The organism is Mycobacterium sp. DL440 (assembly GCF_011745145.1).
GTDB lineage: Bacteria > Actinomycetota > Actinomycetes > Mycobacteriales > Mycobacteriaceae > Mycobacterium.
In genome coordinates this window covers 6,009,004-6,034,574 of sequence record NZ_CP050191.1, presented here as the reverse complement: position 1 = coordinate 6,034,574, position 25,571 = coordinate 6,009,004, and the positions used below count along the sequence as shown (strand labels likewise).

25 protein-coding genes, 1 pseudogene and 1 riboswitch are annotated in these 25,571 nt (G+C 65.6%); of the genes and pseudogenes, 13 read left to right on the top strand and 13 right to left on the bottom strand.

Features of this window, described 5'->3' with window-relative positions:
- Window positions 1-15 precede the first annotated feature (15 nt).
- The 6 genes from HBE63_RS29350 to HBE63_RS29325 all read right to left on the bottom strand — a co-directional run bounded on the left by HBE63_RS29350 (window position 16) and on the right by HBE63_RS29325 (window position 5,119).
- Window positions 16-1,116 carry a glycoside hydrolase family 76 protein gene (locus HBE63_RS29350; RefSeq protein WP_166908545.1) on the bottom strand — a complete coding sequence of 367 codons (1,101 nt, stop codon included), beginning with the start codon at window positions 1,114-1,116 and terminating at the stop codon, window positions 16-18.
- Window positions 1,117-1,187: 71 nt separating this feature from the next.
- Entirely contained in the window at window positions 1,188-1,835 is a 648-nt protein-coding gene (locus HBE63_RS29345; RefSeq protein ID WP_208301246.1) for an RNA methyltransferase, read from the bottom strand.
- Window positions 1,828-2,718, bottom strand: coding sequence for a hypothetical protein (locus HBE63_RS29340; RefSeq protein WP_166910379.1), 891 nt, complete (start codon window positions 2,716-2,718; stop codon window positions 1,828-1,830). Before HBE63_RS29340 ends, HBE63_RS29345 begins: the two co-directional genes overlap by 8 nt.
- A gap of 18 nt (window positions 2,719-2,736) precedes the next feature.
- Window positions 2,737-3,513: an SDR family oxidoreductase gene (locus tag HBE63_RS29335; RefSeq protein ID WP_166908543.1), complete on the bottom strand. Its 777-nt coding sequence runs from the start codon at window positions 3,511-3,513 to the stop codon at window positions 2,737-2,739.
- Between the two features lie 35 nt (window positions 3,514-3,548).
- Window positions 3,549-4,415, bottom strand: a complete 867-nt coding sequence (ttfA, locus tag HBE63_RS29330; RefSeq protein ID WP_166908542.1) for a trehalose monomycolate transport factor TtfA — start codon at window positions 4,413-4,415, stop codon at window positions 3,549-3,551.
- A 59-nt stretch (window positions 4,416-4,474) separates the two neighbouring features.
- Window positions 4,475-5,119 (bottom strand): TetR/AcrR family transcriptional regulator, encoded by a 645-nt coding sequence (locus HBE63_RS29325; RefSeq protein WP_166908540.1) that lies wholly within the window; start codon window positions 5,117-5,119, stop codon window positions 4,475-4,477.
- Between the two features lie 90 nt (window positions 5,120-5,209).
- On the opposite strand from HBE63_RS29325, the gene HBE63_RS29320 reads away from it, so the two are divergent.
- Both HBE63_RS29320 and HBE63_RS29315 read left to right on the top strand, forming a co-directional pair.
- Window positions 5,210-6,241 carry a Rieske 2Fe-2S domain-containing protein gene (locus HBE63_RS29320; RefSeq protein WP_166908538.1) on the top strand — a complete coding sequence of 344 codons (1,032 nt, stop codon included), beginning with the start codon at window positions 5,210-5,212 and terminating at the stop codon, window positions 6,239-6,241.
- Window positions 6,238-7,317, top strand: a complete 1,080-nt coding sequence (locus HBE63_RS29315) for a dihydrodipicolinate reductase (RefSeq protein WP_166908536.1) — start codon at window positions 6,238-6,240, stop codon at window positions 7,315-7,317. The genes HBE63_RS29320 and HBE63_RS29315 overlap by 4 nt, the downstream gene beginning before the upstream one ends.
- Before the next feature lie 78 nt (window positions 7,318-7,395).
- On the opposite strand, the gene clpB is transcribed toward HBE63_RS29315, so the two are convergent.
- A complete protein-coding gene (gene clpB, locus HBE63_RS29310) occupies window positions 7,396-9,942 on the bottom strand; it encodes an ATP-dependent chaperone ClpB (protein ID WP_166908534.1) in 2,547 nt (848 codons plus the stop codon).
- 109 nt (window positions 9,943-10,051) lie between these two features.
- Here clpB and HBE63_RS29305 point away from each other — a divergent pair, with 109 nt between their 5' ends.
- From HBE63_RS29305 to HBE63_RS29275, 7 genes are all read left to right on the top strand, one after another.
- Entirely contained in the window at window positions 10,052-11,236 is a 1,185-nt protein-coding gene (locus HBE63_RS29305) for a macrolide family glycosyltransferase (protein ID WP_243858366.1), read from the top strand.
- A 66-nt stretch (window positions 11,237-11,302) separates the two neighbouring features.
- Window positions 11,303-11,971, top strand: a complete 669-nt coding sequence (locus HBE63_RS29300; RefSeq protein WP_166908532.1) for a GAP family protein — start codon at window positions 11,303-11,305, stop codon at window positions 11,969-11,971.
- 37 nt (window positions 11,972-12,008) lie between these two features.
- A complete protein-coding gene (locus HBE63_RS29295) occupies window positions 12,009-12,632 on the top strand; it encodes a hypothetical protein (protein WP_166908530.1) in 624 nt (207 codons plus the stop codon).
- Between the two features lie 128 nt (window positions 12,633-12,760).
- On the top strand, window positions 12,761-13,078 hold the full coding sequence (locus tag HBE63_RS29290; RefSeq protein ID WP_166908528.1) for a type VII secretion target: 318 nt from the start codon (window positions 12,761-12,763) through the stop codon (window positions 13,076-13,078).
- Window positions 13,079-13,177: 99 nt separating this feature from the next.
- A complete protein-coding gene (locus HBE63_RS29285) occupies window positions 13,178-13,762 on the top strand; it encodes a hypothetical protein (RefSeq protein ID WP_243858365.1) in 585 nt (194 codons plus the stop codon).
- Between the two features lie 25 nt (window positions 13,763-13,787).
- Window positions 13,788-14,585, top strand: coding sequence for a DUF2510 domain-containing protein (locus HBE63_RS29280; protein WP_166908526.1), 798 nt, complete (start codon window positions 13,788-13,790; stop codon window positions 14,583-14,585).
- A gap of 149 nt (window positions 14,586-14,734) precedes the next feature.
- Window positions 14,735-15,454, top strand: a complete 720-nt coding sequence (locus HBE63_RS29275; protein ID WP_166908524.1) for an EspA/EspE family type VII secretion system effector — start codon at window positions 14,735-14,737, stop codon at window positions 15,452-15,454.
- 11 nt (window positions 15,455-15,465) lie between these two features.
- Here HBE63_RS29275 and HBE63_RS29270 read toward each other — a convergent pair whose 3' ends face one another.
- Window positions 15,466-16,095 (bottom strand): TetR family transcriptional regulator, encoded by a 630-nt coding sequence (locus tag HBE63_RS29270; protein WP_166908522.1) that lies wholly within the window; start codon window positions 16,093-16,095, stop codon window positions 15,466-15,468.
- Between the two features lie 100 nt (window positions 16,096-16,195).
- Between HBE63_RS29270 and HBE63_RS29265 the strand changes: the two are divergent.
- The 3 genes and pseudogenes from HBE63_RS29265 (at window position 16,196) to HBE63_RS29255 (ending at window position 19,303) form a co-directional block, all read left to right on the top strand.
- Window positions 16,196-17,229, top strand: a pseudogene (locus tag HBE63_RS29265) (ABC transporter permease).
- Entirely contained in the window at window positions 17,216-18,382 is a 1,167-nt protein-coding gene (locus tag HBE63_RS29260; RefSeq protein WP_166908520.1) for an FAD-binding oxidoreductase, read from the top strand. Before HBE63_RS29265 ends, HBE63_RS29260 begins: the two are co-directional and overlap by 14 nt.
- A gap of 18 nt (window positions 18,383-18,400) precedes the next feature.
- Window positions 18,401-19,303 (top strand): aldose 1-epimerase, encoded by a 903-nt coding sequence (locus HBE63_RS29255; protein ID WP_166908518.1) that lies wholly within the window; start codon window positions 18,401-18,403, stop codon window positions 19,301-19,303.
- A 68-nt stretch (window positions 19,304-19,371) separates the two neighbouring features.
- Here the strand turns inward: HBE63_RS29255 and HBE63_RS29250 are convergent, their stop codons facing one another.
- From HBE63_RS29250 to HBE63_RS29230, 5 genes are all read right to left on the bottom strand, one after another.
- The gene (locus HBE63_RS29250; protein WP_166908516.1) at window positions 19,372-19,761 is read right to left on the bottom strand and encodes a heat shock protein transcriptional repressor HspR; all 390 of its coding nucleotides are present in this window, start codon (window positions 19,759-19,761) and stop codon (window positions 19,372-19,374) included.
- A complete protein-coding gene (dnaJ, locus tag HBE63_RS29245) occupies window positions 19,758-20,924 on the bottom strand; it encodes a molecular chaperone DnaJ (RefSeq protein WP_166908514.1) in 1,167 nt (388 codons plus the stop codon). Before dnaJ ends, HBE63_RS29250 begins: the two co-directional genes overlap by 4 nt.
- A 37-nt stretch (window positions 20,925-20,961) precedes the next feature.
- Window positions 20,962-21,603 carry a nucleotide exchange factor GrpE gene (gene grpE / locus HBE63_RS29240; protein WP_166908512.1) on the bottom strand — a complete coding sequence of 214 codons (642 nt, stop codon included), beginning with the start codon at window positions 21,601-21,603 and terminating at the stop codon, window positions 20,962-20,964.
- Entirely contained in the window at window positions 21,600-23,456 is a 1,857-nt protein-coding gene (dnaK, locus tag HBE63_RS29235; RefSeq protein ID WP_166908510.1) for a molecular chaperone DnaK, read from the bottom strand. Before dnaK ends, grpE begins: the two co-directional genes overlap by 4 nt.
- Window positions 23,457-23,637: 181 nt before the next feature.
- On the bottom strand, window positions 23,638-25,020 hold the full coding sequence (locus HBE63_RS29230; protein WP_166908508.1) for an L-serine ammonia-lyase: 1,383 nt from the start codon (window positions 25,018-25,020) through the stop codon (window positions 23,638-23,640).
- Between the two features lie 53 nt (window positions 25,021-25,073).
- Window positions 25,074-25,174, bottom strand: a riboswitch (glycine riboswitch).
- A 174-nt stretch (window positions 25,175-25,348) separates the two neighbouring features.
- On the opposite strand from HBE63_RS29230, the gene HBE63_RS29225 reads away from it, so the two are divergent.
- The gene (locus HBE63_RS29225; RefSeq protein ID WP_166908506.1) at window positions 25,349-25,561 is read left to right on the top strand and encodes a molybdopterin-binding protein; all 213 of its coding nucleotides are present in this window, start codon (window positions 25,349-25,351) and stop codon (window positions 25,559-25,561) included.
- Window positions 25,562-25,571 lie beyond the last annotated feature (10 nt).

The following is a 25,571-nucleotide window of genomic DNA, read 5'->3' as shown; positions in this document are numbered from 1 at the left end:
TCCTGCCGGCCGCGATTACCCGGCCAAGGTATGTGCGGCCTCCATCAGCATCCACCCCGACACCTGGACCGACAGGTCACGTTCGGGGATCGCCGATGCGTTGACCGCACCGTCGACGAACTCAGCTTGCTTTCCTTCGGCAACGGGTACCTCAGCGGTCCGGTCCCAGAACGCAGCGAACAACGGCAACCCGTCCACGGTCTGGCGGTTACTCCACGCCGACTCGGCCGACTTGAGCACGATCGAGCGGGCCGTCTCACGCGCGGCCTCATCTTGCGGGCTGTCGCCCGGCAACATGGTGGCCACCAGCGCTAGGTACCGCGCCAGGACGCTGTTGAACAACCCACCGTCACCACCCCCGGCGCCCTTGATGACGCCGTCGGGTGCCATCTCCTTGTCCACCGCGGTCACCAGGCGGCGGACCCGTTCGGCATGCCGGACGTCGCCGGTCCGCACCGCGAGTTCGACCTCGAGCCCGAGCACCACGCCCTGGCAGTAGGTGTACTGGGCCCGCACCATCGAGCCGGCCTTGATGCCGTCGAACACCAGGTGGGTTTCGGGGTCGATCAGGGTGTCGTCGATCCAGTCGGCCATCTGTTGGGCCCGACGCAGCCGGTCGTCATAGCGGGCCAGAAAGATCCCGGCCGGACCATTGGCCGGCGCGTTGAAGAACTGGTCTTGTTTGCGCCACGGGATACCGCCGCCGTCCTCTGGTACCCAGGCGTCGACGAACTGCGTGCACAGCTTTCTGAGCGCATGGGCTTTTTCCACCCCGACCAGGCGCCCGGCCCGCTCGAGGGACAGCGCCAGCCAGGCCATGTCGTCGTAGTAGTTGTTGGTCCAGGACAGGTTGTTGCGCAGCCAGTGTCCACGGATCTGCTGCTCGATCCGGGTCTTGCGCTCAGGCTGCGGATCACGCACCTGCGCGTCGACCAGCGTGTCCAGCAGATGCGCCTGCCACCAGTAGTGCCAGGTTCCGAACTTGCGGTATTTCTTGGTCGACGGCCAGGCCACCACACCGAGTTGGGTGCCCGGCAGCCCCCACAGTTTCGTCAGGTGTCGCTGGGTGATCGCGGCTTCGGCACTGGCCGCGCGGTTAGCCCATAGCTGATCCATATCGACGATCCTGCCTTACCGGGCCGCCGAATTGGCGGCATGTCGGACAGTTTTCCGCGCGCCCTTCTGAGCTACCAGGCCTGCGAAAAATCCGCGTGGCGAGTGATCCACGCGTGCATGGCAATTCCCGCCGCGACTCCGGCGTTGATGCTGCGGGTCGAGCCGAACTGAGCGATGGAGACCGTGACAGCCGCCCCGGCCTGCGCCTCCGGCGTGATGCCCGGACCTTCCTGACCGAAGATCAGCAGGCAGTCGCGGGGCAGTTCGGTCTGCTCCAGCCGCACGGCGCCGGGCACGTTGTCCACCGCGACGACGGTCAACCCGGTGTCGGCGGCGAAAGACAGCAATTCAGCGGTGGTGTCATGGTGGCAGAGCCGCTGGTAGCGGTCGGTGACCATGGCGCCACGCCGGTTCCACCGGCGCCGCCCGACGATGTGCACAGTGTCGACGGCGAAGGCATTGGCGGTGCGCACCACCGCTCCGATGTTGGCGTCGTTGCCGAAATTCTCGATCGCGATGTGCAGCCGGTGTCGCCGCCGGTCGATGTCGGCGATGATTGCCGCCCGGGTCCAATACCGGTAGGCGTCAACGACATTGCGGGTGTCGCCGTCGCGCAGCAGCTCTGGGTCGTAGCGCGCGTCCCCGACAGGTAGCGGCCCTTCCCACGGGCCCACACCCGGGGCCTCGCCCCACTCCGTCGGGCCGACGCTCTCAGCCACCGGTGGTCCACAGCGCGGCGTGGGTGCCGATCACCGACACTGACGCATACAGCAGCGCGGCATTCATCTCTCCCTGCGTGCAGAGCGACGCCCGGACGTTGACCGCCTGACGCGAAGCCTCCGGCAGGAGCAGCACCGACGAGCCGTACACCGAGCAGAGATGGCTGAGCCCCGGCGGCGGCAGCGTCGGGCCGGCCACCACCATCAGCGGACCGCCGCGGGCCGCCGCGTCTTCTCCGTAACGCTTTGCTGCACCGTCGATTTCGAGCCCCAGCAGCATGTACCCCTTGCCGGCGAAGGCCGTGGGGTCACCGATCGCCGTCGGTGCCAACTGACCGCCGTCGGCACTGAATGCATCGACGCTGGAGGTCTTGACGGTGACACCGGTGTCGTTGACGCTGGTGGGCAGCATCCCCACCGGAAAGGCCGCCGGGTAGGCCACCGTGGTTCCCGGGATGCGCTCGCGCGGCGAGTACACATAGATCCCGCGCACCTGGTTCTGCTCACGTTGTGGCCCCAAACAGACTGTGCCGCTGAGCTTGTCAGGCGACGGCGCCGATAACGGCCGGACGCCCAGGTTGTCCATCCCGTCGCAGCCATGGAGTGCGTCGGCCTCGATCGGATGCGCCAGGGCGCCATACAGACCGAACCGGATGTCCTCGGGTTTGGCACGGGCATCGCCCGAGGCCGAGCCCTCGACGTCGACCAGCACATGTTCGGAGTCGAACCGCAGATCCGACACCTTCAGATGCCACCCGAGGATGTCGAGCGACTCGCCGAGCTCGGCGGTCGACGCTTCATAGGTGCGTTCCGGCTGATCGGACGTGCAGCCCGCGGTAACGACGAGAAGTACCGCCATCACCGCCGCGATCAGCGCCCGCACTGCCACGTCAGTTCTGTTCTAAGTTCTCCCACGACCTTTTCCCACTGCTTTTGTCATGGCACGCACCAGGTTTCGTGGAGCCATCCGGCCCCCGGTGGTGAGCACCTTGTACTGCAGGCCCGGCACGATGACCACCTTGCCTGCGGCCACGTCGGCCAGGCATTCGCGCACCACGTCCTCGACCTGCAGCCACAGGAACGACGGTGTGCCTGCCATGTCGATGCCCGCGCGGGCATGAAACTCAGTGTGGACGAATCCCGGGCACAGCGCGTGCACCCCGACCCCGGTGCCACCCAGCCCGTTGGCCAACCCCTCGGTGAACGAGACGACCCAGGCCTTGGAAGCCGAATAGGTCGATCCGCGCCCGGGCACCAGCCCGGCGACGCTGGCCACATTGATGACGGTGCCGCTGCCTGCCTCGATCATCGACGGCAGCGCGGCATGGGTCAGTTCCATCACCGCGGTGACGTTGACATCCAGTTGGGCCTGTAACTGCGCCAGGGCGGCATTCCAAAATTCACCCGATGTGCCGAATCCGGCGTTGTTCACCAACACCTGCACCCCGTCGCGCAGCCGGTCGGCGACCTTGGACCGGTCCGGGGCGGACGCGAGGTCCGCGGGCAGCACTTCGACGTCTGCACCGGCTTCGTCGTGCAGTTCGGCGGCAAGTTGTTCCAACCGTGCCGCGTCGCGCGCCACGAGGACGAGGTCATAACCGTTACGCGCGTAGCGGCGGGCGAATCCGGCGCCGAGCCCCGAGGTCGGTCCGGTGATCAGCGCGAGGGGACGAGGCACGACCTAGAGGGTACTTAACTGCTCGGTTGCGCCGGTTAGCGCTGGTAGTGCGGTGCGTGACGCCCGTTGCGGGCCGGCGGCGGGGTGCGACGGATCGCATCCGGGCGGCCCGGCTCCTGGCGCGGCTGGGTGTAACGGCCCACATCACCACGTCCGGGTGCCGCATCGGCCCGGCCCGGAGGCAGCTCGCGACGCCCGGCCGGGGTCGGCGCCAACGGGCGGCTGGGCGAGCTTGCCCGACGGGCCAGCGCAGCCTGGCTGCCCTGACCGGACTGCGGTGCCACGCCGTTCTGCGGGACCGGGGGCAGTACCCGCAGCAGGTCGTTGAACTGACGCACAGTGCGCAGTCCCTCGTCCCACTGGGCACGGGTACTCGTGACCGGCATGCTGACGAGCGTCCAATTCTGCTCGTTCCACATGATCTCGGCGCAGTCGGGAGCAGTGTGGGCGAACGTGACCATCCGGCGGTCGCACGCGCGGCGAGCGGCATCGAGGTTGGTGGAGTACACCATCCGCGGACCGATCGCGCCGAGCAGCCAGATGTCGCTCTCCCGGGGCTCCTTGATGCCCTTGAGCCGCAGATCGACGACGACGTTCGTGCCGACCTTGCGGTGCAGCGCGATCACTGTCGCCACCTCTTCAATGTCAAAGATGAACACCGCCTCGCCACGAATCTGGCCGAGGACGACGTTCTTGGCCGTGACGTCACCGACGGTCGACATCACCCCGCGCTTCCAGCGCTTGAGGATCTCGTGCGACTCGTGCTCGTAATCGAAGCCATGCGACTTCGCCCACGACTTGCGGCGCCGTCCCAACCCACGCCGACGGTCGATGTCGACGTACAGCAATACGGCCGCACCCACGAAACAGAGTGCGGACAGCGTGAACCAGAGCGGGACCATCGGGCCTAGCCTACTTGTTGACGGCGGAAATGCCCCCACCTTGTGAGGTCACAACCCGGTTACCGGTGATCAGAGCGATGCAACCGGGACTCTTCGAGGTAGGCGACGATCGCGTTGGTGAGGCCCCGCCGGGCCACATCGAGGTCGGTATAGGTGCCGAGTTGACGCTCGGAGGTGATGCCGCGCATCGCGCCGGGGATGAACGAGGCGACCTCGCGGATCCGCTCGGGGTCCACGTCGAGATCGGCGAAGGCCTGCTGACAGGTTTGCAGCCATCCCTGTCCCCACGACGAGAGTTCGGCTGCGGTCTTCGGGTAGAGCCGTTCCAGTTCGGCGCGGTCCCGTGGCAGCGCGGCGCGCAGATTCTCGATCGCCCGCGAATCGCTGGCTGTCAGCCCGTCATAGAGCAGGTCGATGATGCCGGCGACGCGTTGACGTAGCGGCACACCGTCGTCACGCCGGCTCAGCATGCCCGCACGGCGTTGAGCGGTGCGCTGCAGGACCGCCGCCCAGAATCCGTCGATGTCGCCGAACTGGTATTTCACGGCGCCCCAGGTGGCACCGATCTCCTTGGCGATCCGGTTGGCCGACACCGCTCCCGGGTCGCCGGTGGCCAGCGCCTTACGCGCGGCTTCCAGCATGCTCTCCCGGGTGGCGAGGCCGCGCCGGTTGGTCCGCCGCGCGCCCGCCTCCGTCTCGGTCATCTCCGAGAGATTAGCCGGGCGGGACAAGTTTCGCAGAACCCTCTACCAAAACTCTTCCAAAGTTTCACAGAACCTCCTACGATTCGCGTCATGGCCAAACCACCGTTGTCGATGAAACCGACAGGATGGTTCCAAGTCGCCTGGTCAGACCAGGTTGGCGTCGGCGCTGTGCACGCCATGAAGTACTTCGGCGAGGAGATGGTCGCCTGGCGCTCGGAATCCGGGCAGGTGACCGTGATGAACGCCTTCTGCGAGCACCTCGGCGCCCACCTCGGATTCGGTGGCCACGTCGTCGGCGAGGTCATCCAGTGCCCGTTCCACGGCTGGCAGTGGAATACCGAGGGCCGCAACGTCTGCATCCCGTATCAGGAGCGGCCCAACCGCGGCCGCCGGATGCGCACCTACCCGGTCGCCGAACGCAACGAGGCCATCTACATCTGGCACGACATCGAGGGGCGTGAGCCGTTCTTCGAGGCGCCGGACGTGTTCGCGTCGTTCGCCGACGGCAGCAGCGCGGCCGACTATTACCCCCAGCAGCGACTGTTCCGCGAGGCGCTCGAGCTTCATCCGCAGTATGTACTGGAGAACGGCGTCGACTTCGCGCACTTCAAGTACGTGCACCAGACCCCGATCGTGCCGGTATTCACCCGCCACGACTTCGCCGCGCCCATCTCCTACGTCGACTTCACCATCACCTTCGAGGGCGACGATCAGCAGTCGATCGACGATGTGCGCAGCGGCGTGGAGGCGGTCAACGGCGGTCTGGGCATCGCGGTGACCAAGAGCTGGGGAATGATCGACAACCGCACCATCTCGGCGGTCACCCCCGTCGACGAGTCCACCTCGGACGTGCGGTTCATGGTCTACATCGGCCGAACCCCCGGCAAGGACACTCCCCGGGCCGCCGAGCGCGCCGCCGAATTCGGCGACGAGGTGATCCGCCAGTTCACCCAGGACATTCACATCTGGTCACACCAGCGATATTCCGATCCTCCGGCGCTGGCCACCGCCGAGTACGAGGGCTTCACCGCAATCCGCAAGTGGGCCATGCAGTTCTATCCCGACGGTCGCGGCGGCAGTGCCGCAGATCTGGCAAGAGTGAGGAAAGTGGACACCCTATGACCGAGAAGATCCGTGTATTCCAGGTGGCGACCGGCAATGTCGGCACCGAGATGATCAAACGTCTCGGCCATCGCTCCGATCTCGAACTGGTCGGATTGCATTGCTACTCACCGGAAAAGGTCGGTCGCGATGCCGGTGAGATCGCCGGGATCGATCCCATCGGCGTGGTGGCCACCGGCTCGATCGACGAGATCATCGCGGCGCGTCCGGACGTGTTGACGTTCCACGGTGTCTTTCCGGACGAGGACCTGTACGTGAAAGTCCTTGAGGCCGGGATCAATATCGTCACCACCGCGGACTGGATCACCGGTTGGCACCGCGACACCAACCACCCCCATCCCTCCGGTAAGCCGGTATCGCAGCTGCTGGCCGACGCCTGCGCCAAGGGTGGGTCGACGTTCTACGGCACCGGCATGAACCCCGGCGTCAACCAGATCCTGGGCGTGGTGTGTTCGGCCGATGTCGCCGAGATCGAGAACGTCACCACCATCGAATCCGTCGACGTGTCATGCCATCACAGCAAGGACACCTGGATCGAGGTCGGCTACGGCCTGCCCGTCGACGACCCGTCGATCCCCGGCAAGTTGGAGAAATACACCCGGGTCTTCGCCGACAGCGTGCTGATGATGGCCGACTGCTTCGGGCTGGAGCTCGACGAGGTCAAGTTCACCTACGAACTCGGCGCCTGCACCAAGGATGTCGACCTGGGCTGGTACACGCTGCCCAAGGGATCGCTCGGCGGCAATTACATCAAATACCAGGGCATGGTCGACGGCGTGCCGCGCGTCGAAACCCATCTGGAATGGCAGATGACCCCGCACACCGATCCGAGCTGGGATATCAAGGGCTGCTACATCACTCAGATCAAGGGCGATCCGTGCGTCTATAACAAGCACATGATCTTCCCGAAACCCGGTGTGGACCTGTCTGATCCGACCTCGTTCGCCTCGATCGGCATGACGGTGACGGGGCTGCCCGCACTCAATGCCATCGCGTCGGTGGTGGCGGCCTCGCCCGGGCTGCTGACGAGCGCCGACGTGCCGCTGCGCGGCTTCGCCGGCCGCTTCAACATCTAGTCCCATTAGCGCGAAACGGCATTCCAGCAGACAAAGTCCGAGAGGACGCCTGCTGGAATGCCGTTTCGGCGGGCTAACTCAGCCCAGCACCAGGCCTTCGCCGTCGGGGGTGACGTTGACCGCCACCACGTCGCCGTCGTGCACCTCGCCGGCCAGCAGCATCTTGGCCAACTGATCGCCGATGGCCTGCTGCACCAGGCGACGCAGCGGGCGGGCACCGTAGAGCGGGTCGAAACCACGCTCGGCCAGCCATGCCTTGGCGGGCAACGACACCTCGAGGTTGAGCCGGCGCTGCGCCAGCCGCTTCTGCAGCTGCTGCAACTGGATGTCAACAATGGAGACGAGCTGCTCCTCGTCGAGTGCGTCGAACAGGATCACGTCGTCGAGCCGGTTGATGAACTCCGGCTTGAAGGCCGCCCGCACCGCCGCCATCACCTGCTCCTCGGTGCCACCGGCACCCAGGTTGGAGGTCAGGATCAGGATCGTGTTGCGGAAGTCGACTGTCCGGCCCTGGCCGTCGGTCAACCGGCCTTCGTCGAGCACCTGCAGCAGCACGTCGAACACGTCCGGGTGGGCCTTCTCGATCTCGTCGAACAGCACCACCGTGTACGGACGCCGCCGCACCGCCTCGGTGAGCTGACCACCCTGGTCATAGCCGATGTAGCCCGGAGGCGCACCGACCAGTCGAGCCACCGAGTGCTTCTCGCCGTACTCGCTCATGTCGATGCGGACCATGGCGCGCTCGTCGTCGAACAGGAACTCCGCCAACGCTTTTGCCAGCTCGGTCTTACCGACACCGGTCGGGCCCAGGAACATGAACGAACCCGTCGGCCGATTGGGATCAGCCACCCCGGCCCGGGTGCGGCGCACCGCATCCGACACGGCGGTCACCGCGGCCTTCTGACCGATGACGCGCTTGCCCAGCTCCTCCTCCATGCGCAGCAGCTTGGCGCTCTCGCCTTCGAGCATCCGCCCGGCCGGAATACCGGTCCACGCCTCCACCACCTCGGCGATGTCGTCGGGGCCGACTTCTTCCTTGAGCATCACGTTCTCGCGAGCCTCGGCCACCGGTAATGCGGCGTCGAGTTTCTTCTCGACCTCCGGGATACGCCCGTAGCGCAGCTCGGAGGCCTTGGCCAGGTCGCCGTCGCGCTCGGCGCGATCTGCCTCGCCGCGCAAGGTGTCCAGCTGCTCCTTGAACTCGCGGACGATGTCGATGGCGCCCTTCTCGTTCTGCCACCTGGTGGTCAGTTCCGCCAGCTTTTCCTTGTAATCGGCCAGCTCACCGCGCAGCTTCTCCAGCCGCTCCTTGGAGGCGTCGTCCTCCTCCTTCTCAAGCGCCATCTCCTCGATCTCCAGGCGCCGGACCAGCCGCTCGACCTCGTCGATCTCGACGGGCCGGGAGTCGATCTCCATACGCAGCCGGGATCCGGCCTCGTCGACCAGGTCGATCGCCTTGTCCGGCAGGAAGCGCGAGGTGATGTAGCGGTCCGAAAGAGTCGCAGCCGCAACAAGAGCGGAGTCGGTGATGCGCACACCGTGGTGCACCTCGTAGCGGTCCTTGAGTCCGCGCAGGATGCCGACGGTGTCCTCGACCGACGGCTCGCCGACCAGAACCTGCTGGAACCGGCGTTCCAGGGCGGCGTCTTTCTCGATGTACTTGCGGTACTCGTCGAGCGTGGTCGCGCCGACCAGTCGCAGCTCGCCGCGAGCCAGCATGGGCTTGATCATGTTGCCCGCGTCCATCGCGGACTCACCGGTGGCACCGGCGCCGACGATGGTGTGCAGCTCATCGATGAACGTGATGACCTGCCCGGCCGAATTCTTGATGTCGTCGAGGACCGCCTTGAGCCGTTCCTCGAATTCACCGCGGTACTTGGCACCCGCCACCATCGACCCCAGATCCAGGCTGATGACGGTCTTGTCGCGCAGGCTTTCCGGAACATCGCCGGCGATGATGCGCTGCGCCAGACCTTCCACGATCGCGGTCTTGCCGACGCCGGGCTCACCGATGAGCACGGGGTTGTTCTTGGTGCGGCGGCTCAACACCTGCACGACGCGACGAATCTCGTTGTCGCGCCCGATGACCGGGTCGAGCTTGCCTTCCCGCGCGGCGGCGGTCAGGTCGGTGGAATACTTCTCCAACGCCTGATATGTGCCCTCCGGATCGGCGCTGGTGACGCGGGCGCTGCCGCGCACCTTGGTGAAGGCCTCGCGGAGCGCCTCGGGTGAGGCACCATGTCCGGACAGCAGTTTGGCGACCTCGGAGTCGCCGGTGGCCAAGCCGACCATCAGATGTTCGGTGGAGACGTACTCGTCGTCCATCTCGGTGGCCAGGCGTTGGGCCGTGGTGATCGCAGCGAGCGATTCCCGGCTCAGTTGAGGCTGGCTGCTGGCGCCGCTGGCGCTGGGCAGTTCGTCGAGCAGTCGTTGCGCCCCCGCACGAATCGTCGCGGGATCCACGCCGACGGCCTCGAGCAGTGGTGCGGCAATGCCCTCATTCTGAGTGAGCAGTGCCATCAAAAGATGGGCGGGCCGAATCTCCGGATTGCCTGCGGAGCTGGCCGCCTGCAACGCTGAGGTCAGCGCCGCCTGAGTCTTGGTCGTCGGGTTGAACGAGTCCACGACACCTCCCTTTTTCGATAGAGAAAATGCTTGTCGCGATGTACAACGTAGTCAAGGTTGAGTCTGTTCCGCTCAACTCTGAAAATTTTCGGCGGGCAGACTCGGTGGCGTGCACATCGCCGTCGTCGCCGCGTCCGCTCCCAGCCATATGTACCCACATTTGGCGGTGGTTCACGAGTTGGCGCGCCGCGGCCATCGGGTGAGTTACCTGGTCAGCGGCCACCTGAGCTGGCTGGTTCGCCCGACCGGCGCCGACGTCGTGGAGTGCACGTCCGTGCTCCCGGGCGCTCCGGGAGCACCGGAGGGTTGGGGTGACGAGAGCGACCCGGTGACCGGCATGCGGATGTTCCTCGACGAGGCGATCCATGTGTTGCCCCAGGTTCACGCCGCCCTCGATGACGATCGGCCCGACCTGGTGCTCTACGACATCGGCGGCATGGCCGGTCCGGTGGCCGCCGAGCAGTGGGGGGTGCCGTCAGCTCAGCTGTCGCCGAGCGAGGTGGCCTGGGACGGCTACCACGACGACATGGCCGAGATACTCGGCCCCATCCTGAATAGCCCCAGCGGCCTGGCCTACCACCAGGTGTTCGATGACTGGCTGACCGATTCGCTGTCGGGCCTGACGTTCGACGACGTAACCGGTTTGCCGCAACGTTGCCTGGCACTGCTCCCCCGCGTGATGCAACGGAACGCCGACCGGGTCGGTGACCGCTACCGGTTCGTCGGGCCGTGCATCGACCCGCGCCGCGAAGATCCGCGCGACTGGACCCCGCCGGGCGGCGACGGCCCGCTGGCCCTGCTGGCCTTCGGTACGGCCTACACCGACCGAGCCGACGTGTACCGCAACGTGATCGAAGCACTCGACGGACAAGGCTGGCGGCTGGTACTGGCCACCGGACGCGCCGGCGTCGACGGCTTGGGTGCGGTTCCGTCGTGGGTTCAGCTACGCAAGACCGTCCCCCAACCGGCGGTGTTGCGTCGCGCCGACTGCTTCATCACCCACGCCGGCATGGGCTCATGCACCGAGGGGTTGCGGTTCGGGGTGCCGATGGTGGCGATTCCGCAGGCCGTCGATCAGCCCGCCAATGCCGCCCGTCTGCAGACCGTCGGCGTCGGCCGACACCTCGCCGACCACCTGCCCAGCGTCACCGAGATCCGCGATGCGGTGATCGGTATCGCCGCCGATCAGCAGATCCGAGCGAACCTCGACGCCATCAGCGACGAGATCCATGCCCACGGCGGGCCCGGACACGCCGCCGATGCCGTCGAGGACGTTGCGACCGGGCGTTGGTGAGCACTCACCTCCAGGTGGCTCGATGCTTGCTAGGTTTTGCTCGGGTACTGCATCGAGAGGGCGGCCATGACGGAAAGCTGGGGTTCGGTTTTCGCCGAACTCATCCCGCTGGCATTGGTGGTGGCCCTGTCACCGCTGTCGATCATTCCGGCCGTGCTGGTGCTGCACACCCCGCGCCCTCGACCGGCCGGCCTGGCCTTCCTCACGGGCTGGTTTCTCGGCCTCGCCGCGCTGACCGCAATTTTCGTCGGCGTCTCGGGCCTGCTCGGCGAGCTCGACGAACCCCCGACGTGGGCGTCGTGGTTACGCATCGTGGTGGGCGCCGCGCTGATCGTCTTCGGTGCCTTCCGTTTTCTCACCCGGGCGAAATCGGAACACATGCCGGGTTGGATGAGCAGCCTCAGCACACTCACGCCAATCAAGGCCGGAGCAGCCGGAGCCGTACTGACGGTGGTGAACCCCAAAGTGCTGTTCATCTGCGCGGCAGCCGGATTGGCCATCGGCAGCGCCGGCCTCGGCCAGCCCGGCGTCTGGGCGGCAGGGCTCTATTTCGTGCTGGCAGCGGGATCGACCGTGGCGCTGCCGATCCTCGCGTACGCGGTGTCCGGCGAGCGTTTGGACCCGGCGCTGGCCCGGCTCAAGGAATGGATGGAGCGCAACCATGCCGTCTTGGTTGCCGCGATTCTTGTGGTGATCGGCCTGCTCGTGCTCTACAAGGGAATTCACGCGTTATAGGCGACGCTTTCGGCGCAGACCGGGCTACGGTGTGCGCATGTCCGAATCCGGTTTCGGTGATTTCGAATTCGAGCGGAAGTTCTTTGTCCGCGAATTGCCCGCAGTGGCTGCATCGGATCCCGCACCAGCCTTGATCGTCCAGGCCTACCTTTTCGCGTCCGACGGATACGCGGTGCGCGTCCGTGTACAGGGCCCTGCGCCCGCTGAATTGGATGCGACTCCCGCCGAGCTCGTGGCGGCATTGGGGGATGAATCGCTCGGGACCATGACGGCCAAAGGTCCCGCCGTCGGCGGCACCCGCTACGAGGCCGAACGCGAACTCGATCCATTGATCGCGGCACAGATCGTCGGCCGGTCCGAACATGTGATCGCGAAGGTTCGCTATTCGATGTGGCTCGGCGAGGACGGCTGGATCATCGACCAGTTCCTCGGGCGGAACGCACCGCTGTTGCTCTCCGAAGTCGAGCGGGGCGGGCCCGTGGTCGATCTCGCCATTCCGTCGTTCTGCGTTTCCGAAGTGTCCGAAGACGACCGGTTCCGCAATGAATACCTGGCGCACAAGCCATTCGGCACCTGGGCCGACGAGTACCGGCGTGAACTCGACCGCCGTGGACCCAGCTTTGTGGAGTCCTTGGGCCAGAATCAGTTTGAGGGCAGTTGAGCGATCAACGACATCGCCTTCGGCTCCCGTGTTGCTGTTCGCGACCGAAATTGGTGCACAGGTGAGCCTGAGTCGCCCGTTAGGCTCACCCACAGATAGACGATGACCAGGTACACGAGGAGATCCACATGTCCGGCGAACTGCGCGTGATTACCTCACACGTGCTCGAACTTGCGGAGCGACAGAACACCGCCGCACAACAAATCCTCGCGGCCGCCGCCGCGTCGCACGGCGTCAGCACGTCAATGATGGTCAATCACGGCGTCGTCTGCTCAGCTGCCAACGCGGCCGTCGCAGCGGCGGAAGCAGCACGTGCTGCTGCCTGCGCTGGTTTGAACTCCGTTTCGACCAGCCTGTCGAGCCGACTGGGACTGGCAGCGTCACGTTACGACCAGTCGGACACGCAAGAGTCGGGCAAACTCAGTAAGGAGATGCATCCGCGCTGACACCACTGCCGATAGGCAACTTCGCGAACGGTAGCCTTCGATCAAGCCAACTACCTCGGCTCATGCCAGGCCGTCGACCAGAATCGGGACCGTAGATACGTGACGACACACGATCCAGGCGATGAGTTCTCACACTCCGATGACGGAGGTTTGGACGCACTCGACTTCGACATGCCTAACCTTGACGAAGACATGTCCGGACTCGACGCTCTGCCGGATTACTCGGTAGGCGACGTCCGCCACGAATCGCCCTTCGCTGGTGTCGACGACTACACCACCATCGAAGTTGAGGACGACGAGGACGACAGTTTCGGCGCCATCGACGCCGACGAAGCTACCGCGGACGAGGAACAGGGCCCCGTGGTCCAGGCGATCAACCCGCCCGGCACCGTCACGGTGACGGCCTACCTCGGCGGGTCGGTCGCCCAGGTCGATCTGGATCCAAAGGTAACCACCTTGACCGAATCCCAACTTGCCGAAGAGATCCGGTTTGTGGCAGGCGTGGCGGCCACGAAAGCTACGGCGGTCGTCCACGTCGGCGTGGTGAACATGCTCGTCGAGCAGGGCATGGATCTGCGAGACGCGCGGGATTTCGTGGAGACCAACATGCCGTTCGCCACACCGGAACAGGCCCACGAGGCCGACTTCGCGCTCATCGCACGGCACACCGAGCGCGAAGACTGACCGAGGGGCGACCATCAACGAAAGCGTGCCACCACCGCCGCAGGCGGGATGGTTTACCGACCCTTGGAACACTCAGCAGATCCGGTACTTCGACGGCAGGCAGTGGACAGCCCACGTGGCATCTGGTCCGCCGATGCAACCGCCGACCGCGGCCAAGGTCCCTGCCCCGCCGCTGACTTCGGGCGGGTACCCGTTCGGGGAGCCCACTCTGTTCCTCCAACCAATCCGCGGTGGAGCGGGCTCCGATATCCGTTGCTCGATTACGAATCCGCGTGGGCAACTACTCGCGTTGATCCAACTACTGAAAGCACCCCCACTGGGGGGAGAGGCACTCAGCGAACTCGTATTCGAGGTCGTTCAGCCCGATGGAACTCAACTGCTGCAGTTCATCCGATCCGTTGGATTCCTGGGTCGTGGCAAACATCGTCTGCACATTCACGACCCCGACGGCCGTGAACTCGGTTGCCTTCGGCAGACCAGCTCGTATTGGCAATACTTCCGAACCCCCAAAATTTCGTTCGAGCTCGAGTATCAGGACCAATCGCTAGGCGCCACCAAAATACGTTCCTATATCCCCAAGTTCACCAAGTTGGAACTCGACGAACCGATTTACGACACCAGCACAGAGGTCGGACGGGTGCATAGTCAACGGAACCAAGCCAAGCTCGAAGCCATGTTCATGTACGCAACCTTCGATTACCGGCTCGACTGTGCGCATCCCACGTCCCCACCAATGCCTACGCTGCTGCTGGCCACCACTTTTGCACACTTTCTGTATGACCATCTCGATTCGCTAGCGCCGTTCTCGCGGTGGGCCCGATGAGTGTGCCGTCAGCCTAGACACCAGCCGTCAGCGCATTCAGGGTTGCCACAGAGAACGCCGAAGCCGCGTTTTGAACACCCAAAATTGGTGCGTAGCAACATGTTGGCATGCTGTTAGGCTCGCCCCAGCGAAGGAAGGACCAGACAAGAATGAGCTTTTGGGATGCCGCGGAGCAAGTAAGCAAGACTCTCGGCAAGAGCGACAAGTTGGGCGATCTCGGGGATGCCAACACTCTGTGGTCCACGAAGTCTCACGACGAAGCCGGGGACAAGCTCGGGCTGGGTTCCGACGCAATTGGGCTCGTGCAGATGCTCATCGGGAAGTCTGTCGCAACTCCCATCATCAACGTCGGCCTGTTGGGCATCCAGGGTATGACTCTCACTTGCGGAATCGGCAATCCGGATACTGGCGACAGGTTCGGGCAGGGCGCAGAGCAGTTGGGCCAAGTCCATGACACCCTGGAATCGGCGAAGCCGACGTCCGGGTGGCAAGGCGACGCCTCGCAGGCCTACACGGGCCAAGACGCTAAACAGCAGGACCGCGCGCGCTCGATTGCGGAAGCCGACAAGGCCTTGGAAGCAATCGTGAGCAAACAGGCGAGTCAAGTCGATCAGACGCGCTCGTTCCTCGGCACATGCGCGACTGTCCTCGGCTATGCGATCCTGCCCGCCATGATTGCGAAGGTCTCCGGTCCGCAAGGTCCTGCCGTCGCATTGGCAATTGAGGTCGGAGCTGTCGCCGGCTCAGTACCTCTTGCTGCCGGACAGATGTCGGTGATGAACGCCAACGCGGTAGCGAACTCTTTCGAGGTCAGCAAGGTCGTGGGGCAGTACGCCAAGGTGGCCGCAAGCGCGACGTTCGGCAAGTAAGAACCGACCGCCTACAGCGCCGGCAACCCCAGCTCACCCGCATCGGCGGTGAGGTAGCGGGTCACCGTCGGCGCGAGCAGTCGCACGATGTCTTCACCGTCGAGTGTCGCCAACGGCGGGACCTCCATCACGTAGCGCAGCATCGCGGTACCGACCAGGCTCGACGCGGCGAGCATGGCCCGCAGCCGAGCCTGCTCACCGCCACCCAGTACGCCTGACACCGCGGCGAGCACGTAATCCTGCATGAACGTTCGAAATGCCACGTGCGCATCGGAATTCGATGTCGCGGACTGCAGCATGACCCGCATGCTGGCTGCGGTGTCCTGCGATTCCCACATCTTCAGATAGACGCGGACCATTCGTTCACCGATCTCCCCCTCCGGCCCTTCCAGAGCCGCCACCAGCACGTCGGGATCGAGGATCAGCCGCAGGGACTCCCGGAACAGGTCGGCCTTCGACCCGAACAGATAGAGCACCATCGACGCGTCGACGTTCGCGTCCGACGCAATCCCGCGCAGTGTCGTCTTCTCGTAGCCCTCGGCCGCGAAACGCAGCTTGGCTGCCGCCAGCACGGCGTCGCGAGACACCGGGTCGCCCTGGCGACGCCCTCGGCGCGTAGCAGTTTTCCCAGGTGAAGCCATACGTCGACATTATCATTTCAACACCTATTGAAATCTTGCCTCTGCAGGGCTTACTCTCACCTCAACCGATTAATTCAACAGTGGATGAAAAGAGGAAACGATGCTCTCGACACAGATGCCCACGGCCGTCCGTCACGCAGCACCCGAACACGCGCCACCCGCCACCCTGCGCGCCATGGGCATCGTCTCCGCGCTGACCGTCGCGATCGCAATCGTGGCCATCGCCTTCGCCCTGCCGGCATCACGGTCCAAGCCCCATAACGTCCCGATCGGTGCGGCCGGACCCCAGGCCGCCACCAGCCAGATCGCCGAGCGCCTCGAACAGCAGGCCCCCGGCGCGTTCAAGCTCACCTACTACCCCGGTGAGGCCGCCCTGCGTGAGGCAATACTCAACCGAAACCTCTACGGCGGCATCGCCTTCGGCCCTGAAAGCCCGACCCTGCGACCGCCACCGGAGGCAGCCCGGCCGTCGCCCAACTGCTCACCCAGATCGGTAGCGGCATCGCTGCACACTCAGGAGTCGCCCTGCACACCGAGGACCTTGCCCCGCCCACCAACCAGGATCCGCGCGGGACCGGGCTGGCCGCCTCCGCCCTGCCGATCACACTGGCCGGCATATTGCCTGCCGTGGCCCTCACCCTGATGTTGCGCCGCGAGGTGTGGACCCGCCTGACCGCCACCATCGTGTTCGCCGCGGTCGCAGGCACCACCGTCGCGGCCCTACTCCAGTACGTATTCGGCTCGATCGACTCGAACTTGTGGGGCGTGGCCGCGGGGCTGACCTTGGGGATCGCCGCCGCCGGATTGCTAATGCTCGGCCTGGGATCGCTGTTCGGCAAGGTCGGACTGGGCGTGGGCGCGGCGTTGGCCCTACTGCTCGGCAACCCGCTGTCCGGGCTGACCTCTGCACCGGAAATGCTGCCGTCCGACTGGGGCCAGCTCGGCCAGCTGCTGCCGCAGGGCGCCACTGCCACCCTGCTGCGGTCCACCGCCTACTTCGACGGAGCCGGCGCCGACACCGCGATCATCGTGCTCAGTTGCTGGGCGATCGTCGGGCTGATGTTGCTGATCAGCGCCGCTTTGCGGCGGCCGGGCCGTACCGCGCCTATGATGCAGCTCCGTGGGACTCGATGACCGTGACGCGCTGCAGACACTGCAGAACGCCGTCGACCCCGAGCAGGGTGCAGCGCCCCTGATCCGCGATTTCTACACCCGGTGGTTCGCCACCGACCTCTCCGCCCGCGATCTGTTCCCCCCCGATATGGACACCCAGCGTGATGTCTTCGGACGCGCCCTGACCTGGCTGTTCGGAGAGTTGATCGCCCAGCGCGCCGAGGAGCCGGTGGCGTTCCTGGCCCAGCTCGGCAGAGACCACCGCAAATATGGGGTGACGCAGAGCCATTACGACTCCATGCACGATGCGCTGTACAACGCGCTGCATGACCACCTCGTGTCCGACTGGCATGACGCCCTGGCCGAAGCTACCCGCGATGCCGTGGCCCTGATCATCGGCGTGATGCGCGGCGCGGCCGACGCCGAGGAATCCCCGGCCTACTGTGACGGCACCGTCATCGAACACCACCGGGTCACCCGCGACGTCTCGGTGATCCGGCTGCAGCTCGACCAGGCGCTGTTCTACCACCCCGGCCAGTACGTCACCGTCCAGGTGCCCCAATGGCCGCGGCGGTGGCGCTACCTGAGCCCGGCCATTCCCTCCGACCGCTCCGGAGCCATCGAGTTCCACATCCGGTCTGTCCCGGGCGGCATGGTGAGCACCGCCGTCGTCGCCGAGACCAAGATCGGGGACCGCTGGCGGCTGTCCAGCCCGCACGGCGGGTTGCATGTCGATCGCGACGGCGAAGATGTGCTGATGGTGGCCGGCAGCACGGGCCTGGCCCCCCTGCGCAACATCATCATGGACATGACGTTGCACGGCGAGAACCCCCGCGTGCACCTGTTCTTCGGTGGCCGCTATCCGTGCGACCTGTACGACCTGAAAACGCTGTGGCACATCGCCTCGACAAATCCGTGGCTGTCAGTGACCCCGGTATCCGAGTACAGCACCGATCCCCCCTGGGCCGGTCAGTATCCCGATGTCCGCCCGCCGCGAGGGCTACACGTGCGCCAGACCGGCACGCTGGCGGAGGTGGTGACGAAATTCGGCAATTGGGGCGATCGGCAGATCCTGGTCTGCGGTGGACCGGACATGGTCACTGCCACCAAGGCCGCCCTGGTCGAGCGAGGCGCGCCGGCCGACCGCATCCAGCACGACCCGCTGACGCGCTGAGGGTGCCAGACTGGCGCCATGGCCGAGGTTCAACCAGTCACCTTGTCTGACCCGTCGTCGTCGCTGACGGCCACCTACGTTCCGGGCGCGGGGATGGTCTGTACGTCGTTGGCCGACGGCGGCGTCGAATACCTCGGCCAGCGGCGCGGGTTGCAGGCCTACCTCACCGACGGCAAGACGATGGGCATCCCGATCCTCTATCCGTGGGCAAATCGCCTGGGCGCCAACGAATACCGGGTCGCGGACACGGTGGTGGACGTGACCCCCGGGGCGAACGGGGTACGGGGCGACGCGCACGGGGCGCCAATCCACGGTGTGCTCGCCGCCAACCCGGACTGGCAGTTGAGCGCGCAGTCCGAGAACACGCTCGTGGCATCGCTGGACTGGGATACCGACCCACGGCTGCTGGCGACGTTCCCCTTCCCCCACCGCCTCACGATGGCGGTGACGCTCGCCGACCGGACCCTCACCGTGGCCACCACCGTGACGCCAACTGCTCGACAACACGTCCCGCTGTGCTACGGCTATCACCCCTACGTGACGATTCCCGGTGTGCCGCGCGAGGATTGGCAGTTGCAGACCCCCGCGATGCGGCATCTGCTCGTGGATGACCGAGGCCTTCCCACCCAAGCATCCGAGGAGTGGCCGGCAGGAGCGAAGCGCCTGGGCAGCACCGAGCTCGACGACGGATTCGACGATGTCGGCGAAGGCGCGGTGTTCACGCTGACCGGCGGGGCGCAGCGGGTGGAGGTCAGTTTCGGCCAGGGCTACAGCGCTGCGCAACTCTTCGCTCCGCTCAGCGACAGCGTGGTGGGCATCGAGCCGATGGCCGCCCCGACCGACGCGCTACGCCGCGGGAATTACAAAATGGCCGCCCCCGGAAGTCCGGAGACGGCCACCTTTTCGATCAATATCGGCTAACGCGCGCCGCACCTACGGCAGATGTCGCCGCCGGGCGGCTCTACGGCAGATGTCGCCGCCGGGCGGCCCTACGGCAGATGTCGCCGCCGGGCGGCTCCGGGCTGCCACAGGACCACCGCTTTGGACGCCACCGACACCTCATGACGCTGGTTGGCACTGAGTTGCTCGACCTGTTGGTTCAACTCGGATAGCCGAGTGCGCAGTGCATCAACCTGATTGGTGAGTTCGATGATGCGCTTGATCCCGGCCAGGTTGACGCCCTCGTCCTGTGACAACCGCTGCACCTCACGGAGCAGGTCGACGTCACGCTCGGAGTAGCGGCGCCCGCCGCCGGAACTGCGCTGCGGGCTGACCAGGCCGAGCCGGTCGTATGTGCGCAGGGTCTGCGCGTGCATACCGGCCAGCTCGGCGGCCACCGAGATCAAGAACGTGCGGGCTTCGTCTTTGCGCTGGCTCATATGTTGCCTGCCCATCCGGCCCGCGGATCGAATCCGCTGGCCCGTTCGGCTTTCGCATACGCCTCCAGCGCTTCTGCCGCTTCACCTTCCAGGTTCGGCGGCACTGCAACCTTCACCGTGACCAGCAGGTCACCGTGGCCGCCGGAGCGTTTCGGTACCCCGCGTCCGCGCACCCGCAGGATCCGGCCGTCGGAGGTGCCCTTGGGCACGCGCACACCGACCTTGCCGTCCAGGGTGGGAACGGAAAGCGTTGTCCCGAGCGCCAATTCGTGGAAGCTGACCGGAACGCTGACCGTCAGGTCGTCGCCGTCACGCCCGAACACCTTGTCCGGACGCACATGCACGGTGACATAGAGGTCGCCCGAGGGCGCACCCCGTAGCCCGGCCTCACCCTGGCCGGCCAGCCGGATGCGCTGACCGTCCTGGACGCCCGGTGGGATCCGCACGTTGATCGTGCGGGTTCGGGTGGTGACGCCGGTGCCCTGACATTCGGCGCAGGGGTGCTCGATGATCGAGCCGCTGCCCCGGCATTCGGTGCAGGGCTCGGAGAATCCGAACGCCCCCTGGTTGCGGTTGACCACACCGGAGCCGTTGCAGTTCGGGCACACCTTCGGGCTGGTGCCCGGCCGCGCACCGCTGCCATGGCAGTTGGTGCACGGTGCCGGGCTGGTCAGCCGCAGCGGCATGGCCACGCCCTTGGTGGCTTCCAGGAAGGACAGCTCGGTTTCGGTTTCCAGGTCGTTGCCCCGGCGGGGCCGGCTCGGGCGTGGTTGCGCACCGCGCCCGAACAGCCCGCCGAAAAGGTCACCGATGTTGGCGCCGCCGCTCTGGCCGGCCGCGTCGAACAGGTCCCCCAGGTTGAATTCGGCTCCGTCGGAACCGAATCCGCCACTGAAGTTCCCGCCCTGGTCGAACCGACGTCCACCCCCGGCGAACAACCGACGGGTCTCGTCATACTCCTTGCGCTTCGCGGGGTCCGAGAGAACACTGTTCGCCTCGGAAACCGCCTTGAACCGCTCGGCCGCTCCCGCATCGGGATTGCGGTCGGGATGCAGTTCGGAGGCCAGTTTCCGGTAGGCCTTCTTGATCTCGTCGGCGCTGGCGTCAGAGGAGACGCCGAGTTCTTTATAGAAGTCCTTCTCGACCCACTCGCGTTGGGCCATGCGCCACCTCCTTACCTCTTCTCTCTAGTTGGTTGGACTAATTGTCTGATTCTGCGGCCTGATCGCCGGCGGTGTCAGCGTTATCCGCTGCCCCCGACGGGGAATCAGTGCCGGCTTCCGCCTCGGGCACGGTATCGACCACGCCGACGAGGGCGTGCCTGACCACCTGGTCGCCGATCCGGTATCCCCGGCGCATCACGGTCCCGACGACGGGGTGGGTGCCCTCGCCCTCGTGCTGTACGGCTTCGTGCAGCGAGGGGTCGAACTCGTCTCCCTCGGCGCCGAACCCGGAAAGGCCCTGTCCTTCAAGGGCACCGACGAGTTTGTCGGCAACCGACTTGAGCGGCCCGGATTCCAGGTCACCGTGGCTGCGGGCCCGGTCCAGGTCGTCGAGCACTCCCAGCAACTGGGTGATCACGGTGGCCTTGGCCCGGTCGGCGGTGACCTGCTGATCACGCAGGGCCCGCTTGCGGTAGTTGTCGTATTCGGCCTTCACGCGTTGCAGCGTGGCCTTGAGCTCGGCAACCTCGTCGCTGTCGCTCGCCGGCGCACCGGCATCGGAGGCGGCGGGCGCCGGCCCACCAGGGGCCGGCGCCTGCTCACGAACCTCACCGGTGTCGGGATCGATGCGCCGTTTGTCGGTGATGGTCACCGGCTCGTGCGAATCGTTCTCGGTCACTTGGTCTCCTGATCATCGTCGACAACCTCGGCGTCCACCACGTTGTCGTCCGCGGCGGCGGCACCCGAATCGGGTCCACCGGCAGCCTGCTCAGCCTGGGTGGCCTCGTAGATCGCCTGGCCCAGACCCTGCGACTCGACACCGAGCTTCTCCATGGCGTCCTTGATCGCGGAGATGTCGGAGCCTTCCAGCGCCGTCTTGGCCTCGGCGATCGCGCCGTCGACCTTGGTCAAGGTGTCCTCGGGAACCTTCGACCCGCCCTCGGCCTCACGCTGTTCCTTGACGAACTTCTCCGTCTGGTAGACCAGCGACTCGGCCTGGTTGCGGACGTCAGCCTCTTCGCGACGCTTCTTGTCCTCGTCGGCGTGCGCCTCGGCGTCCTTGATCATCCGGTCGATCTCTTCCTTGGACAGGCCGGAGCCTTCCTGGATCTTGATCGTGTTTTCCTTGCCGGTGCCCTTGTCCTTGGCGGTGACGTGCACGATGCCGTTCGCGTCGATGTCGAAGGTGACCTCGATCTGCGGCACGCCGCGGGGGGCCGGCGGGATACCGGTCAGCTCGAAGGAGCCGAGCAGCTTGTTGTGCGAAGCGATTTCGCGCTCACCCTGGAAGACCTGGATCTGCACCGACGGCTGGTTGTCGTCAGCGGTGGTGAAGGTCTCCGACCGCTTGGTGGGGATGGTGGTGTTGCGCTCGATGAGCTTGGTCATCACGCCACCCTTGGTTTCGATACCGAGGGACAGCGGGGTGACGTCAAGCAGCAGAACGTCTTTCACCTCGCCCTTGAGCACACCGGCCTGCAGCGCAGCACCCACCGCGACAACCTCGTCGGGGTTGACGCCCTTGTTGGGCTCCTTGCCGCCGGTCATTTCCTTGACCAGGTCGGTCACGGCGGGCATGCGGGTGGAGCCACCCACCAGCACCACGTGGTCGATCTCGCCGACCGAGATGCCGGCGTCCTTGATCACCGACTGGAACGGCTGACGGGTGCGGTCCAGTAGATCCTGAGTGATCTTCTGGAACTCGGCGCGGGTCAGCTGCTCGTCGAGGAACAGCGGGTTCTTGTCGGCGTCGACGGTGATGTAGGGCAGGTTGATCGAGGTGCTCTGCGAGGAGCTGAGTTCGATCTTGGCCTTCTCGGCAGCCTCACGCAGCCGCTGCATGGCCATCTTGTCCTTGGTCAGGTCGATGCCGCTGGTGGCCTTGAACTTGTCGACCAGCCACTCGACGATCCGGTCGTCCCAGTCGTCGCCACCGAGGTGGTTGTCACCGGAGGTGGCACGCACCTCGACGACACCGTCGCCGATCTCCAGCAGCGAGACGTCGAACGTGCCGCCACCGAGGTCGAAGACCAGGATGGTCTGTTCCTTGCTGCCCTTGTCCAGGCCGTAGGCCAGGGCGGCCGCGGTCGGCTCGTTGACGATGCGCAGCACGTTCATGCCGGCGATCTGCCCGGCTTCCTTGGTTGCCTGACGCTGAGCGTCGTTGAAGTACGCCGGCACGGTGATGACCGCGTCGGTGATGTCCTCACCGAGGTAGGCCTCGGCATCACGCTTCAGCTTCATCAGCACACGTGCGCTGATCTCCTGCGCCGTGTAGTTCTTGCCGTCGATCTCGACGGCCCAATCGGTGCCCATATGGCGCTTGACCGAACGGATGGTCCGGTCGACGTTGGTCACTGCCTGGTTCTTGGCGGGCTGACCGACCAGCACCTCGCCGTTGCGCGCGAATGCGACGACGGACGGGGTGGTCCGGGAGCCCTCTGAGTTTGCGACGACGACGGGGTCGCCGCCTTCCAGGACCGCCACGCATGAGTTGGTGGTCCCGAGGTCGATACCGACCGCACGAGCCATGGTGTTGCCTCCTGATAGAGATAGGGGTCTGAGCGGACTGCGCTCAAGCTTGCTCCGGGAGGGCATAGATTGTCAACCCAGACTTGAGTCACTCGCGCTCAACTTGCTGTCGGTGTGGTCAACGGGGGTTTTGGCGGATTTGTTCCCGGGATTCCGAGAAATTTCCCGGTAGCCATCGCCGTCAGCATTCGACGACGTTGACGGAAACATTGACCGCCAGGCCACCCATGGATGTCTCCTTGTACTTGGCGCTCATGTCCATTCCGGTGGCACGCATCGTCTCGATCACCTGATCCAGGCTCACCCGGTGGGTGCCATCGCCCCGCAGTGCCATGCGGGCCGCGTTGATCGCCTTACCCGCCGAGATGGCGTTGCGTTCGATACATGGGATCTGCACCAGGCCGCCGATCGGATCGCAGGTCAGACCGAGGCTGTGTTCCATGGCGATCTCGGCAGCGTTCTCGACCTGTTGCGGTGTGCCGCCCAGGATTTCGGCGAGGCCTCCGGCAGCCATCGACGCTGCGGATCCGACCTCACCCTGACACCCGACTTCGGCGCCCGAAATCGAGGCCCGCTCCTTGTACAGCGAACCGATGGCACCGGCGGTGAGCAGGAAGCGGACGGTCGTGTCGTCCGGATCCGCAATTCCGGCCGAGGTGTAACGCAACGCATAGTGCAGGACCGCCGGGACGATCCCGGCCGCACCGTTGGTGGGCGCGGTCACGATCCGGCCGCCCGATGCGTTCTCCTCATTGACCGCGAGCGCGACCAGGTTCACCCAGTCCTCGGCGAAGGACGGATCACGCTGTGGGTCTTCGGCATTGAGCCGGACGTACCAGTCCTTGGCCCGACGGCGGACCTTCAGGTTGCCCGGCAGGTAGCCATCCCGGGACATCCCGTGGGCCTGACACGAGACCATGACGTCACGGATGCGCAGGAGACGGTCCCGCACCTCGACTTCGCTACGGGACACGCATTCGTGGCGCATCATCACCTGGCTCACCGACAGTCCGTCGCGCTCGGTCAGGGCGAGTAACTCGGCGGCTGTGCGGAAGGACCCGTCGGCGCCTCGTCCCGTCTCACGCTGGTCCGGCTCGGATTCGGTGACGACGAAACCGCCGCCGACCGAGAAGTACGTCTCGAGGTGGACCGTGTCACCACCGGACGAGAATGCCGTCAATGTCATGGCGTTCGGGTGCTGGGTGAGCCGACGGTCCGGTTGCAGATGCATGTCGGATTCGGTCAGCGCGATGATGCTCCGGCCGGCCAACGAGATCTTGCCCTGGCTGCGAACGGTCGCAAGTCGTCGTTCCATCTCGTCGGTCTCGACCGTTTCGGGCCGGTAGCCCTCCAGACCCAGCAGAATGGCCGGCATCGTGCCGTGACCGGCACCCGTCGCCGCCAGCGAACCGAACAGGTCCACCTTGACCTCGGCGACGTGGTCAACCACGCCGCGACCGACGAGTTCGTCGACGAACATGCCGGCCGCCCGCATCGGGCCAACCGTGTGTGAACTCGAGGGACCGATCCCGATCGAGAACAGATCGAACACACTGACCGCCATGAGATGACTCCAATTTCGCGCATCGCGGTGACGCGATGCGTCGTCTGGTGACACCTCCCCGCTCTGTCCTGAAACCTGAGAGCTTCGGCGCATGGCGCCTTTTCCCCTTCGGTAAGCGCGACGGATACGCACGCTGTTCTCCAGAGTTGCCTCGGCACTGCGGTATTGGGCCTGAGAGTTTCCCGGAGAGGATTTGCACCTACGGCACCTCCGGAATCGGAGGTTCTCCCACAATGCGTCATCGACGTTTTGAGTTGTGTAACGGATGCTACCCCCGGCCATGAGCGACTAACGTCGATCCAAACCCACTGATCGACGGAGGCTCGCGATGCGTCTATCCACCCGCAACCAGCTCACTGGGAAGGTCACCGAGGTGTCGATCGGCGCGGTCATGGCGACCGTCAAGGTCAAGCTCGACGGCGGTGAGCAGATCGTCACGGCCTCCATCACGAAGGAGGCGGTCGAGGAGCTCGGGCTGCAGCCCGGCACCCCGACGACCGTGCTCGTCAAGTCCACCGAGGTGATGTTGGGGGTCGACTGACCCGTCTGGG